The sequence below is a fragment of the Streptomyces clavifer genome (assembly GCF_036345975.1).
Lineage (GTDB): Bacteria > Actinomycetota > Actinomycetes > Streptomycetales > Streptomycetaceae > Streptomyces > Streptomyces clavifer.
Genome location: NZ_CP107793.1, coordinates 2,294,582 through 2,307,999, shown reverse-complemented (window position 1 = coordinate 2,307,999; position 13,418 = coordinate 2,294,582). Strand labels below are relative to the sequence as shown.

Below are 13,418 nucleotides of genomic sequence, written 5' to 3'. Positions count from 1 at the left end.
CGGCCCCGTACCGGGGTAGGGGGCCGGGCGCCCGCAGCCGTCGCTTCACAGCTCGGCGAGCAGCTCCGCCTTCTTCGCGCTGAACTCGTCGTCCGTCACCAGGCCGGCCTCGCGCAGGTCGCCGAGGTGCCGGATACGTTCGGCGATGTCCGCCGGGTCGCGCCGCGCGCCGCCCACCGGTACGGGAACGCTCGCCACGGGCACCGACTGGGTCCGGCGGACGGACTCCAGGACCGCGGCGGCGAACGGCAGTGACTCGTGCACCGGCCCGTAGCCGAGCCCGAACACGACAGCGGCCGGATCCTGGTCCGGCCGGGCGCGCGCCAGGGTCTGCCCCGCACCGGGTGCCGGGTCCGGGGCGGGACCGCCGACCTCGGAGTCCGACGCGCCGCCGCGCGGCAGCAGCCGGAGGTACCCCTCCGGGGCATCGGGGGAGCGCCACTCGATCCCGGCCAGCTCCGTCACGGGAAACGTCTGGTCGCCCGCCTTCCACTTGGCGCTCGACGCCCCTGTCCGGGACCACCGGAAGGAGACCCTGCGCCCGTCGAAGCCGGCCCGTCCGTCGTAGGCCTTGAAATGCATCGGTGCCTCGGGAGCCGTGACCAGGAAACGCTCGGCGGGCAGGGACGCGTCGGGTCCGAGCACGCCCCCCAGCTCGTCGGCGTAGTGCCCGGCGAGCGTCCCGCGCTCCGTCGGCAGGACCAGGCGGTACGGATCGCAGCCCTCCTTCAGCTGCCCGGCCGCGGCCTCCAGCAGCGGATCGGCACCGGGTCTCGGCACCGCGTGCAGGACCACCGTGCCCCGCTTGCCCGGGGTCAGCGCCACCGATGACAACGCCGCGTACGGAATGCGGCGTTCACGCAGGCTCAGAAAGAGCCTCGGCGTGCGGATCCCCCGTTCGAAGCGGATGAGCACGGAGTCGGTGTCGAACTCCCAGGTGGCATGAATTCCCGCCAGCACATCACCCATGTGCCTCATCGTATGCGGCACAGGTCCGCGCGTCCCCCCTCGGTACGGTCGGAAACCGGCAATCCCCTCCGCGGCCCTCTACGCGCGTCAGGCACCCGGCTCGCCGGAGATGTCGCGGTGGCACGCGTGGTCGGCGCTCGAGCAGCTGACCGAGTCGTAGGCCCCCACGCCGATGGCGGCGAAGTTGCTGAGGCTTGTCGTCCCCGGCTCGAAGTAACCGCTGTGCCCGACCGCGCCGCTCGCCGACACGATCCGCGCGCCGAAGCCGGGCTCGACCGGATCGGCACCGTGACCGAGGCCGCCGACCGCCATGTTCGGCACGTCCTCGATCCAGTCGTCACCGTCCCGCATCGCCCACACCCGGGCCCGGGTGTGCAGTCCCGCCGCACTGTCCGCCCGCATGCCCGGACTGCCCGCGACCGCGATGTCGGACACCCGCGACGGCAGCTCACGGGCCGCCACGCCGCACAGCACGGAACCGTAGCTGTGGCAGAACAGCGAGACGGACGAGGTGCCGGGCAACGAGCCCACCAGCGAGTTCAGCCGCACCGCTCCTTCCGCCGCGAGCCTGCCCAGAGCGGCGTCCATGCCGATCCCGGCGGGCGCCGTGTAGTCGGCCCAGGCGATGACCGCCGTACGGGATCCGGCGACCGCGCGCTCGGCGGCGTACAGCGACTGCGCCATGCCCACCGGTGCCGTGTTCTTCTTTCGGCCGGTGCGCTCCATCGTGAGCAGACTCGTGTCGACCCCGGGGACGACGACCGAGACCCTCCGGGCCCGGTCGAGGTCGCCGAAGACCTCGGCCGCGTGACCCCTGCCCGACGGGTCGAAGGCGAGGATCTGCCGGTCACCGGCGAGCAGCGATCTGAAGCGTTCGAGGCGGAGCAGTGCCTGGTGGCGGCCGTCGGGCGAGAGTCCGACGTCCTGCGCGCGCTGCTGTTCGGCGGTCGTTGCCAGCGCCAGGGCGTGGCGGTTGGCGCGGTACCGCAGGGTGACCGGGACCCCGTTCAGATTCCCCACCACGAGCGGGTACTTGTCGGCGAGTGCGACCTGCTGGCCCGCGGTGAGCGTCGCGAAGAAGTGCGCCAGGCGGTAGGCCGGAGCGTCGGTGTCCGGGAGCGAGTGGCCGGCTATCCGGTCCCTCGCCCAGGCGGCGAGCGCGATCTCGCGCGGCGCTGCGGACTGCTGATGACGAACGGCGGTCCACCCGGTGGTCGCGAGCATGACGAACACGACCGCCACGGCGAGCAGGGCGCGCCAAGCGGTGAGTGTGGGAGAGGAATCGAAGGAGGTCACTGCGCCCCACCCTAGGAGACGCGTTCAGGCCGGCGGTGCGGGGGTGACCCGGATCACCCGAGCGCGGGGAATTGGGCGCGAAATCGTCACGATCCGTGGCCGTTCCGCGCACGCTCCGGCGCGTCGAGAGCCCGTTCGGTACGGGAAACGTGCTTCGAAGCGGAGGTGCTGTGAGTTCGGCCATGGCCGGCGGGTGAGGCGTGCGGCACAGCCGCGCGGTCCGCCGGAACGGTGCGCCAGCTCCCGGAGAGCGCAGGCCCGAGGTGGTCCAGGTGGACTTCGGTCAGACGGTGCAGCGCTTCCACGTCTGCGTCCCGGCGCTGTCCCCACCGCTGTCCGGCCAGCCGCATCACCCCGGAGAACGCGGCGACGGCCACCCGGGGCCGCAGATCCGTCTCCGGGTCCAGCCCTTCACGCTCCGCCACCACCTGGGTGACCTGGCGCTCCAGCTCGATGCTGCGCCGTATGTCGGCCGCGAGCAGTGCGGGGGTGGACTCGATCATCCGGTACGTCCGCATCCGGAGCGCGACCGTGATGGTGCCCCCGGGGGTGTCGGCGATGCTGTCCCAGGCGCTCAGTGCGGCACGGCGCATGGCCTCGAAGGGGGGCTCCGCCGCGGGACGCCGGCGCAGCTCCGCGAGGAAGCTCAGCTCGACCGCCTCCCGGGTGGCGAAGGCGGCCGCCTCCTTGGTGGCGAAATAGCGGAAGAAGGTGCGCTGGGACACCTCGACCGCCTCGACGATCTCGTCGACCGTCGTCCGGTCGTAGCCCTGGGTGGTGAAGAGTTCGAGAGCGGTGTGCAGCAGGGCCTCACGGGTGCGCTGCTTCCTGCGTTCACGCAAACCGGCCGGGGCGCCCGGCGCAGGGGCCCCGGTTGTCTGCCTGCACGTCACGTGGGGGACCTCTTTCCGCCGCTTCGTCCGACTCAGCCTACCTGTGAGCTACATGACAGTTACCGTCTTGTGAAATGGTTGGTCGACTGTCAGTCACTGACACTAATCTCCAGCGCATGACTAGTCAGACCACTGTCGAGAAGGCGCCGCGGGAGCCCGAAGGCACCCGCGTTCCCGCACCGGTGAAAGGGCTGCGGGGCCATCCCTGGCTGACGCTCTTCGCCGTGGCCATCGGCGTGATGATGGTGGCCCTCGACGGCACGATCGTCGCGATCGCCAACCCCGCCATCCAGCAGGACCTCGGCGCCTCGCTCGCCGACGTCCAGTGGATCACCAACGGCTACATGCTCGCGCTCGCGGTCTCCCTGATCACCGCGGGCAAGCTCGGCGACCGCTTCGGCCACCGCCAGACCTTCCTGATAGGCATCGCGGGATTCGCCGCCGCCTCGGCGGCCATCGGCCTGGCCGACAGCGTGACGCTGGTGATCGTCTTCCGGGTGCTGCAGGGCCTGTTCGGCGCCCTGCTGATGCCGGCGGCGCTCGGCCTGCTCCGTGCCACCTTCCCCGCCGAGAAGCTGAACATGGCGATCGGCATCTGGGGCATGGTGATCGGCGCCTCGACCGCGGGCGGCCCGATCCTCGGCGGCGTCCTCGTGGAGCACGTCAGCTGGCAGTCCGTGTTCTTCATCAACGTGCCGGTCGGCGTGCTCGCGCTGGTCTTCGGCCTGGTGATCCTCAGGGACCACCGCGCCGAGAACGCGCCCAGGTCCTTCGACATCGGCGGCATCGTGCTGCTGTCCCAGGCGATGTTCTGCCTGGTCTGGTCGCTCATCAAGGGCTCCGAGTGGGGCTGGGGCGATGCCAGGACCCTTGGCTTCCTGGGCGCCGCGATCGTCCTGTTCCTCGTGTTCGCGCTCTCCCAGAAGAACGTCCGCGAGCCGCTCATCCCACTGGCGATGTTCCGCTCCGTTCCCCTGTCGGCCGGTGTGGTCCTGATGGTGCTGATGGCCTTCGCCTTCATGGGCGGCCTGTTCTTCGTGACCTTCTACCTGCAGAACGTCCACGGCATGAGCCCGGTCGACAGCGGTCTGCACCTGCTGCCGCTGACCGGAATGATGATCGTCGGATCGCCGCTCGCCGGCGCCGCCATCACCAGGTTCGGCCCGCGGGTCCCGCTCGTCGGCGGCATGGTGTCCGTCGCGGTCGCCATGTTCGGCATGTCGCAGCTGACGATCGGCACCGGCACCCTGACCATGTCGCTCTGGTTCGCCCTGCTCGGCTTCGGCCTCGCCCCGGTCATGGTCGGCGCCACCGAGGTCATCGTGGGCAACGCCCCGCTGGAGCTCTCCGGCGTGGCCGGCGGGCTGCAGCAGGCCGCGATGCAGGTCGGCGGCAGCCTCGGCACGGCCGTCCTGGGCGCCGTCATGGCCTCCCGGGTCGACGCGCGACTGGAGGACAACTGGAAGGCCGCCGAACTCCCGCCGGTGAACGCCGAGCAGTTGGAGCAGGCGTCCTCGGCCGTCAAGGTCGGGATGCCGCCGGTGGCGCCCGGCACCCCGCCGGAGGTCGCGGCGAAGATCGCGGGGGTCGCCCATGACACGTTCGTGTCGGGCATGAGCTCCGCGTTCATGGTCGCCGGCATCGTCGCGGTGGTCGCCGCACTGGTGGCCACGCTCACCAAACGCGGTGCGAACGCCGAGGCCGGCGCGGGAGCCGGTCACATCTGACCCGCACGCCCCCGGGCACCCAGGCGTCAACACAGCGCGTACGACAGCCCCGCCGGACGGTACCGGCGGGGCTGTCGCCTATCAGGGTGGTCCGTCGCCGGGCCCCTTCCCGGTGTGCTCCCGCGCAGGTCAGAGTGCGGACATCGATTCGCTCGACCACGGGGGTTGAACCACCATGCGCACGACCGTTCTCGCCGCCACCCTGGCGGCCACCGCGCTCGTCCCGGCCACGGCACTGGCCGGCACCGCGCCCGCCACCCACCACGGCCCCGTCCGCAGCGCCCCGCACACCCACCCGGCAGGGCTCGCACCCTGCGGGGCGGGGCAGCTCTGCCTCTGGGCCAAGACCGGCTTCACGGGGGCCGGCCAGACCCATGAACTGTCCACCGTCGACATCGAGAGCTGTGTGCCTCTGCCGTCCGGCAGCCACGCCCAGTCCCTGGTCAACCGCACCGGGCGTCCCGTCACCACCTATCAGTCGGCCGAGTGCGGGGAGACCGGAGAGTTCGAGACCTACCCGGGCGGCGGTACCTGGGTGCCCCGGTCTCCGTACACCGTGAGGGCCTTCAAGATCTGGGAGAACTGACCGCGGTCGTCCACGACCGGGCGGGCCGGGACCGGCCGCGGAACGCCGAAGGGCGACGGGACCCGAGGTCTCGTCGCCCTTCGTACACCTGCGCGGCGTAGGTACTCCCGTACCGCTACGCGTCGCCGCCGGCCGGGCCGGGGTCGGCCGCGGCCACGTCCAGGAGGTCGTACCGGTCGACCGCCGTCTTCAGCGCCGAACGGTCGATCCGGCCCTCCTTCGCGAGCTCCGTGAGCACCGCGAGCACGATCGACTGCGCGTCGATGTGGAAGAAGCGGCGGGCCGCCCCGCGGGTGTCGGCGAAGCCGAAGCCGTCCGCACCCAGCGACTGGTACGCACCGGGCACCCAGCGCGCGATCTGGTCGGGCACCGAACGCATCCAGTCCGAGACCGCCACGAACGGGCCCTCGGAGCCGGACAGCTTCCGCGTCACGTAGGGGACGCGCTGCTCCTCCTCCGGGTGGAGCAGGTTGTACCGCTCCACGTCCACGGCCTCGCGGCGCAGCTCGTTCCAGGAGGTCGCCGACCAGACGTCCGCCTTGACGTCCCACTCCTCGGCGAGGATCCGCTGCGCCTCCACCGCCCACGGCACCGCCACCCCGGACGCCATGATCTGGGCCGGGATCCGGCCCTTCTCGCCGCTGCTGTAGCGGTACACGCCCTTGAGGATGCCGTCGACATCCACGTCGGCGGGCTCGGCAGGGTGCCGGATCGGCTCGTTGTAGACGGTGAGGTAGTAGAAGACGTCCTCGTTCTCCTCGGGCGTTCCGCCGTACATCCGGCGCAGACCGTCCTTGACGATGTGCGCGATCTCGTACCCGAACGCCGGGTCGTACGCGACACAGCCCGGGTTCGTCGAAGCGAGCAGCTGCGAGTGGCCGTCCGCGTGCTGGAGCCCCTCACCGGTCAGCGTCGTACGTCCGGCGGTCGCACCCAGCACGAAGCCGCGCGCGAGCTGGTCGGCCATCTGCCAGAACTGGTCACCGGTGCGCTGGAAACCGAACATCGAGTAGAAGACGTACACCGGGATCAGCGGCTCGCCGTGCGTGGCGTACGCCGACCCCGCGGCGATCAGCGAGGCCGTGCAGCCGGCCTCGGAGATGCCGTCGTGCAGCATCTGGCCCGTCGGCGACTCCTTGTACGCGAGGAGGAGATCGCGGTCCACCGCCTCGTACTGCTGACCCAGCGGGTTGTAGATCTTCGCACTCGGGAAGAACGCGTCCATGCCGAAGGTGCGGTACTCGTCGGGTGCGATCAGCACGAAACGCTTGCCGATCTCCTTGTCCCGCATGAGGTCCTTCAGGACGCGGACGAAGGCCATGGTCGTGGCGATCGACTGCTGACCCGAACCCTTCTTCGCGGCTGCGTACGTCTTCTCGTCCGGCAGCTGCAGCGGCTTCGCGCGCACCACACGCGTCGGGACGTAACCGCCCAGACCCTGCCGGCGGTCGTGCATGTACTGGATCTCTTCCGAGTCCCGGCCCGGGTGGTAGTACGGAGGGTGGCCCTCGTCCAGCTGCTTGTCCGTGATCGGGATGTGCAGCCGGTCACGGAAGCGCTTGAGGTCCTCGACCGTGAGCTTCTTCATCTGGTGGGTCGCGTTGCGGCCCTCGAAGTTCGGTCCGAGCGTCCAGCCCTTGACCGTCTGCGCCAGGATCACCGTCGGCTGGCCCTTGTGGGCCTTGGCCGCCGAGTAGGCCGCGTAGACCTTGCGGTGATCGTGCCCGCCGCGGCCCAGGTGCAGGATCTGGTGGTCGGACATGTCCTTGACCATGTCGCGGAGCCGCGGGTCGTCGCCGAAGAAGTGCTCACGGATGTACGAGCCCGTCTCGGTCGCGTACGTCTGGAACTGGCCGTCCGGGGTGGTATTCAGCTTGTTGACCAGGATGCCGGTGCGGTCCTGCGCGAGCAGCGGGTCCCAGGTGCGGTCCCAGACCAGCTTGATGACGTTCCAGCCGGCGCCGCGGAACTGCGACTCCAGCTCCTGGATGATCTTGCCGTTGCCGCGGACCGGGCCGTCCAGGCGCTGCAGGTTGCAGTTGACCACGAAGGTCAGGTTGTCCAGACCCTCGCGGGCGGCGATGGAGAGCTGGCCGAGCGACTCGGGCTCGTCCATCTCGCCGTCGCCCAGATAGGCCCACACGTGTGACTTGGAGGTGTCGGCGATGCCGCGCGCCTCCATGTAGCGGTTCATCCGCGCCTGGTAGATCGCGCCGAGCGGGCCGAGGCCCATCGAGACCGTCGGGAACTCCCAGAAGTCCGGCATCAGCCGCGGGTGCGGATAGCTGGACAGGCCGTTCGGGGCCTTCGACTTCTCCTGGCGGAAGGCGTCGAGCTGCCCCTCGCTCAGCCGGTCGAGCAGGAAGGCGCGGGCGTAGATGCCCGGGGAGGCGTGCCCCTGGAAGAAGATCTGGTCGCCGCCGTCGCCCTGGTCCTTGCCGCGGAAGAAGTGGTTGAAGCCCACGTCGTACAGCGAGGCGGAGGAGGCGAAGGTGGCGATGTGGCCGCCGACCCCGATCCCGGGCCGCTGGGCGCGGGAGACCATCACCGCGGCGTTCCACCGGGTCGCGTTGAGGACCTTGCGCTCGATCTCCTCGTCGCCCGGGAAGAACGGCTCGTCCTTCGTGGCGATCGTGTTCACGTAGTCCGTGCTGCGCATCTCGGGCACGGCGACGCGCTTCTCCCGCGCGCGCTCGATGAGCCGGAGCATCAGGTAGCGGGCACGCTCACGGCCCCGCTCGTCGACGGCGGCGTCGAGTGAGTCGAGCCATTCCTGGGTCTCTTCTGGATCGAAGTCCGGGACCTGACTCGGAAGGCCGCCAATGATGATCGGGTTGCGATCGGATCCGGAAGCCACGCTGTTCCTTCGCTGCTCGGTGCTGCTCTTCGGGGCCCTGTCCCGGGGGAACGTACCCCCGGAGGTCGGCTGTACGCCGACTCCATCGTGTACCGCGAGGGCCTGAACGTCATCTCTACTGTGGGGTAACACAAGGTTCCGGACGCCGGGTCCGGGCCCGGGTACCGGCGGAACGAGGGCGCTCCGGCCCAAACCGCAACCATACGCCCAACCCGGCCAAGCGTTCCCAAAGGCTGTTCGACTCCGAATGGCGGATCGAAACGGCATAAGCTGAGGAAGGACGTAAAGGGTCCGGACAGTGTTCCGGACCCCGCAGGAGACATGCCGGACGTTGCGGCGACGTGGCAGGGAACGTCACCGTTTAGGCGGTCTCGGACGCCGGGTACTTGCGCGATTCGCCGAGCCCGTGTGGACTACGGCCAATGCCCCGCGCACGCGCGTGGCTGAAGCATTTTCCGAAACATGATCAGGAGGCAACCCGTGAGCGCGACCGCGGACCACGCGGAGGAACGGACCAACACGGCCGCAAGGCTTGGGTTCGAGCCCGGACAGGTGGTCCAGGAGATCGGCTACGACGACGACGTCGAGCAGGAGCTCCGTGAGGGCATTGAGGCCACAATCGGCCAGGAACTCGTCGACGAGGACTACGACGACGTCGCTGACGTCGTCCTGCTCTGGTTCCGCGACGAGGACGGCGACCTTACGGACGCGCTGGTGGATGCCATTGGTCTGATCGAGGACGGTGGGGCGGTCTGGCTGCTGACGCCCAAGACCGGCCGCGACGGCTACGTCGAACCGAGCGACATCAACGAGGCTGCCCAGACAGCTGGTCTCGCCCAGACCAAGAGCATCAGCGCGGGCAAGGACTGGACGGGCAGCCGTCTGGTCACTCCCAAGGGGGCCAAGGCCAAGCGCTGAACCTCCTTTCATCACACCGAGGCCCCCGTCGGCATTACGCCGCCGGGGGCCTTCGTACGCGCCCTTACGGGGCCGCGCGGGCCGGGAGGAGGGCTTTGCGTAGGGTGGGAGGTCACCCGGACGGACCAGGCCGGGGAATTGGTGGCGACGCGAGAGGACACGTTTCATGGCGATCGAGGTCGACACGCCGGCTCCGGACTTCGAACTGAAGGACAACCACGGGCGGACGGTGAAGCTGTCCGACTTCCGCGGTGAGAAGAACGTGGTGCTGCTCTTCTACCCGTTCGCGTTCACCGGTGTCTGCACGGGAGAGCTCTGCGCGCTCCGTGACGAGCTTCCGAAGTTCGAGAACGACGACACCCAGCTGCTCGCCGTCTCCAACGACTCGATCCACACCCTGCGCGTCTTCGCGGAGCAGGAGGGGCTCGACTACCCGCTCCTCTCGGACTTCTGGCCCCACGGCGCGGCCTCGCGGGCCTACGGCGTCTTCGACGAGGAGAAGGGCTGCGCGGTGCGCGGCACCTTCGTCATCGACAAGGCGGGCGTGGTCCGCTGGACCGTCGTCAACGCCCTGCCGGACGCGCGTGACCTGAACGACTACATCAAGGCCCTCGACTCGATCTGATTCCGGGATCTCCGGCGGCGCCCGGCCAAAAGCCTGTTTTGGCCGGGAACCGGTCACTAGGATCCAATCGTTGATCCGATGCCAACGCACGACGGGGGCGCTGGTGTCTGCCGGCCCTCTCAAAACATTTGGAGGACTCGTGGGAGTCAGCCTCAGCAAGGGCGGCAACGTCTCGCTGACCAAGGCCGCGCCCAACCTGACGGCGGTCATCGTCGGTCTGGGCTGGGATGCCCGTACGACCACCGGTGGTGACTTCGACCTCGACGCCAGCGCTCTGCTGACGAACACCGAGGGCAAGGTCGCAGGCGACGGGAATTTCGTCTTCTTCAACAACCTCAAGAGCCCCGACGGCTCGGTCGAGCACACCGGAGACAACCTCACCGGTGAGGGCGAGGGCGACGACGAGGTCATCAAGGTCAACCTCGCCGGTGTCCCGGCCGATGTCGACAAGATCGTCTTCCCGGTCTCGATCTACGAGGCCGAGAGCCGTCAGCAGAGCTTCGGTCAGGTGCGCAACGCCTACATCCGCGTGGTCAACCAGGCGGACAACAGCGAGCTCGCACGCTACGACCTGAGCGAGGACGCCTCGACCGAGACCGCCATGGTCTTCGGCGAGCTCTACCGCAACGGCGCGGAGTGGAAGTTCCGTGCCATCGGCCAGGGGTATGCATCGGGTCTGCGCGGCATCGCGCAGGACTTCGGCGTCAACGTCTGAGCCGTCTCAGCACCACCACGTCCGGCGCCGCACGTTGTGCGGCGCCGGACGCGCTCACCAGAGCGTGCGGCGCCCGACGGCGCCGTGCGCTCGAACGACCGTCCATCGACTCGGGGAGGACACACCATGGGCGTCACGCTCGCCAAGGGAGGCAATGTCTCCCTCTCCAAGGCCGCACCCAATCTCACCCAGGTGCTGGTCGGGCTCGGCTGGGACGCACGATCCACGACGGGAGCCGACTTCGACCTCGACGCCAGCGCACTGCTGTGCCAGTCGGGCCGGGTGCTCGGTGACGAATGGTTCGTGTTCTACAACAACCTCACCAGCCCCGAAGGCTCCGTCGAGCACACCGGCGACAACCTCACGGGAGAGGGCGATGGCGACGACGAGTCGGTCATCGTGAACCTCACCGAGGTGCCTCCGCACTGCGACAAGATCCTTTTCCCGGTCTCGATCCATGACGCGGACAATCGTGGGCAGACTTTCGGGCAGGTCAGCAATGCCTTCATTCGCGTGGTGAACCAGGCCGACGGCCAGGAACTGGCTCGCTACGACCTCACCGAGGACGCTTCGACGGAGACCGCGATGATCTTCGGAGAGCTGTACCGCTACGGCGGGGAGTGGAAATTCCGTGCAGTCGGACAGGGGTACGCGTCGGGGCTGCGGGGCATCGCTCTAGACTTCGGGGTCAACGTTTCGTAAAACCGCGCGCGGCGCGGGGGAGCCCCGTACGCATCGGGGGAGACCCGTTACACACATGATGGGGTAGCCAGTGGTTCTGAAAACCTTCGGCTGGTCGTTCGCGGTCACCGCGCTCGGCCTGGTCGCAGCGGTGTTCTACGGGGGGTGGCAGGCATTCGGCATCGTCGCGATCCTGTCGATCCTGGAGATCTCGCTGTCCTTCGACAACGCGGTGATCAACGCCGGCATCCTGAAGAAGATGAGTGCCTTCTGGCAGAAGATCTTCCTTACCATCGGCGTGCTCATCGCGGTCTTCGGTATGCGGCTGGTCTTCCCCGTGGTGATCGTGGCCATCAGCGCCCAGCTCGGGCCGATCGAGGCCATCGATCTCTCGTTCAACGACCCTGACCGGTACAAGGAACTGGTGACGGACGCCCATCCGTCCATCGCCGCCTTCGGTGGCATGTTCCTGCTCATGATCTTCCTCGACTTCATCTTCGAGGACCGGGACATCAAGTGGCTCGGCTGGCTCGAGCGTCCGCTCGCCAAGCTCGGCAAGGTCGACATGCTGTCGGTCTGCGTCGCGCTGATCATCCTGCTGATCACCGCCATGACGTTCGCGACCCAGGCCCACCAGCACGGTGGGGGCCACGCGAACAAGGCGGAGACCGTCATGCTCTCGGGCATCGCCGGTCTGATCACGTACCTGGTCGTGGGCGGTCTCTCCGGCTTCTTCGAGAACAAGCTGGAAGAGGAGGAGGAGCGCGAGCACGAGGCCGAGGAAGAGGCCAGGAAGGCCGGCAAGCCGGTCTCCGGGGTCGTCCTCGCCGGCAAGGCCGCGTTCTTCATGTTCCTCTACCTCGAGGTCCTCGACGCGTCCTTCTCGTTCGACGGCGTCATCGGCGCCTTCGCCATCACCAACGAGATCGTGCTGATGGCCCTCGGCCTCGGCATCGGTGCCATGTACGTCCGTTCGCTCACCGTGTACCTGGTCCGCCAGGGCACCCTGGACGACTACGTCTACCTGGAGCACGGCGCGCACTACGCGATCGGCGCACTGTCCGTCATCCTCCTCGTCACCATCCGGTTCGAGATCAACGAGATCATCACCGGCCTCGTCGGAGTCGTACTGATCGGCTGGTCCTTCTGGTCCTCGGTACGCCGCAACAAGGCACTCGCCGCAGCAGGCGGCGGCGACGGCGGCTCCGGTTCCAAGGCGGAGGTCTCCTCCGGGGTGTGACCCGGCAGGTATTGAGGAACGCTCTCTCTGCGGGGCGGCCACTGCGGCGGTTCTCCGGGAACACCCGGACCCGACCCGGTGGCCGCCCCGCAGCGACGTGCGGGGCGGGTGCGCGGGCCGGGGCGGTAGCGACTACATGTGGGGGTTGGGATGGCCTTCTGGGACGGCCTGCGGCCGGGGCGGGCAGCACAGTTCGAATCGGGCAACTCCGCGACGAGCTCCATCGTGCTCTCCAAGCGCAACGCGACGGTCTCGCTGAACAAGCAGGGGGCGCTGTCGGGGAACCTGCGCGTCAACCTGTCGTGGCGGATGCGTACGTCGGACATCGGGGGCAGGGCGCAGCAGAGCGGCCGGCTGCTGCGCCCCCTGAAGCTCTTCAAGCCCGAGGTGGTCCAGGCCCACACCCAGGGCATGGTCAACGTCGACCTGGACCTGGGCTGCATGTACGAGCTCGCGGACGGCACGAAGGGCGTGGTGCAGCCGCTGGGCAACCTCATCGGCGACCTGAACACGGCGCCGTACATCAGGCTCAGCGGGGACGACCGCTTCGGGGCGCCCTCGGGCGAGACGGTCTATGTGAACCTCGACAAGCGGGACGAGATCAAGCGCCTGCTGTTCTTCGTCTACATCTACGACCAGACCCCGGCCTTCGACCGTACGCAAGCGAAGGTGACGCTCTATCCGGGAAACGGCCCGCGGATCGAGATCGAGCTGGACGAACGCGCCCCGCAGGCCCGCTCCTGCGCCGTGTTCACCGTGGACAACGTCAAGGGCGAGCTGATCGTGCGGCGCGAGGTGAAGTTCGTGTACGGCTTCCAGTCGGAGCTGGACCGGATGTACGGCTTCGGGATGCAGTGGGGACGTGGCTACAAGACGCGGGCCTGAGTGCCCCCGGTGAAGGGCCGCCGGGG

11 protein-coding genes and 1 pseudogene are annotated in these 13,418 nt (G+C 68.8%); 8 read left to right on the top strand and 4 right to left on the bottom strand.

Annotated features, from left to right (window positions below):
* Window positions 1–45 precede the first annotated feature (45 nt).
* From OG927_RS09935 to OG927_RS09925, 3 genes and pseudogenes are all read right to left on the bottom strand, one after another.
* On the bottom strand, window positions 46–969 hold the full coding sequence (locus OG927_RS09935; protein ID WP_124282481.1) for a DUF4429 domain-containing protein: 924 nt from the start codon (window positions 967–969) through the stop codon (window positions 46–48).
* 87 nt (window positions 970–1,056) lie between these two features.
* Window positions 1,057–2,265: an alpha/beta hydrolase gene (locus tag OG927_RS09930; protein WP_330320010.1), complete on the bottom strand. Its 1,209-nt coding sequence runs from the start codon at window positions 2,263–2,265 to the stop codon at window positions 1,057–1,059.
* 233 nt (window positions 2,266–2,498) lie between these two features.
* Window positions 2,499–3,158, bottom strand: a pseudogene (locus OG927_RS09925) (TetR family transcriptional regulator); the annotation flags it as partial.
* A 116-nt stretch (window positions 3,159–3,274) separates the two neighbouring features.
* On the opposite strand from OG927_RS09925, the gene OG927_RS09920 reads away from it, so the two are divergent.
* Window positions 3,275–4,885 carry an MFS transporter gene (locus OG927_RS09920; protein WP_124282483.1) on the top strand — a complete coding sequence of 537 codons (1,611 nt, stop codon included), beginning with the start codon at window positions 3,275–3,277 and terminating at the stop codon, window positions 4,883–4,885.
* Between the two features lie 175 nt (window positions 4,886–5,060).
* Window positions 5,061–5,471 (top strand): peptidase inhibitor family I36 protein, encoded by a 411-nt coding sequence (locus OG927_RS09915; protein WP_056784977.1) that lies wholly within the window; start codon window positions 5,061–5,063, stop codon window positions 5,469–5,471.
* 115 nt (window positions 5,472–5,586) lie between these two features.
* On the opposite strand, the gene aceE is transcribed toward OG927_RS09915, so the two are convergent.
* Window positions 5,587–8,328 carry a pyruvate dehydrogenase (acetyl-transferring), homodimeric type gene (gene aceE / locus OG927_RS09910; RefSeq protein WP_209470595.1) on the bottom strand — a complete coding sequence of 914 codons (2,742 nt, stop codon included), beginning with the start codon at window positions 8,326–8,328 and terminating at the stop codon, window positions 5,587–5,589.
* Between the two features lie 480 nt (window positions 8,329–8,808).
* Here aceE and OG927_RS09905 point away from each other — a divergent pair, with 480 nt between their 5' ends.
* From OG927_RS09905 to OG927_RS09880, 6 genes are all read left to right on the top strand, one after another.
* Window positions 8,809–9,246, top strand: a complete 438-nt coding sequence (locus OG927_RS09905) for a DUF3052 domain-containing protein (RefSeq protein WP_056784969.1) — start codon at window positions 8,809–8,811, stop codon at window positions 9,244–9,246.
* A 166-nt stretch (window positions 9,247–9,412) separates the two neighbouring features.
* Complete coding sequence (locus OG927_RS09900; protein ID WP_056784964.1) at window positions 9,413–9,871, top strand: peroxiredoxin; 459 nt, start codon at window positions 9,413–9,415, stop codon at window positions 9,869–9,871.
* 139 nt (window positions 9,872–10,010) lie between these two features.
* A complete protein-coding gene (locus tag OG927_RS09895; protein WP_056784961.1) occupies window positions 10,011–10,586 on the top strand; it encodes a TerD family protein in 576 nt (191 codons plus the stop codon).
* Window positions 10,587–10,712: 126 nt separating this feature from the next.
* Window positions 10,713–11,288, top strand: coding sequence for a TerD family protein (locus tag OG927_RS09890; RefSeq protein WP_330320009.1), 576 nt, complete (start codon window positions 10,713–10,715; stop codon window positions 11,286–11,288).
* A 70-nt stretch (window positions 11,289–11,358) separates the two neighbouring features.
* Window positions 11,359–12,507: a DUF475 domain-containing protein gene (locus OG927_RS09885; RefSeq protein WP_056784955.1), complete on the top strand. Its 1,149-nt coding sequence runs from the start codon at window positions 11,359–11,361 to the stop codon at window positions 12,505–12,507.
* A gap of 150 nt (window positions 12,508–12,657) precedes the next feature.
* A complete protein-coding gene (locus OG927_RS09880) occupies window positions 12,658–13,392 on the top strand; it encodes a TerD family protein (RefSeq protein ID WP_056784950.1) in 735 nt (244 codons plus the stop codon).
* Window positions 13,393–13,418: the final 26 nt, after the last annotated feature.

Coding starts and splice junctions, on each gene's coding strand:
- OG927_RS09935 (WP_124282481.1), bottom strand. CDS start 969: ATGGGTGATGTGCTGGCGGGAATTCATGCCACCTGGGAGTTCGACACC.
- OG927_RS09920 (WP_124282483.1), top strand. CDS start 3,275: ATGACTAGTCAGACCACTGTCGAGAAGGCGCCGCGGGAGCCCGAAGGC.
- OG927_RS09915 (WP_056784977.1), top strand. CDS start 5,061: ATGCGCACGACCGTTCTCGCCGCCACCCTGGCGGCCACCGCGCTCGTC.
- OG927_RS09900 (WP_056784964.1), top strand. CDS start 9,413: ATGGCGATCGAGGTCGACACGCCGGCTCCGGACTTCGAACTGAAGGAC.
- OG927_RS09890 (WP_330320009.1), top strand. CDS start 10,713: ATGGGCGTCACGCTCGCCAAGGGAGGCAATGTCTCCCTCTCCAAGGCC.
- OG927_RS09880 (WP_056784950.1), top strand. CDS start 12,658: ATGGCCTTCTGGGACGGCCTGCGGCCGGGGCGGGCAGCACAGTTCGAA.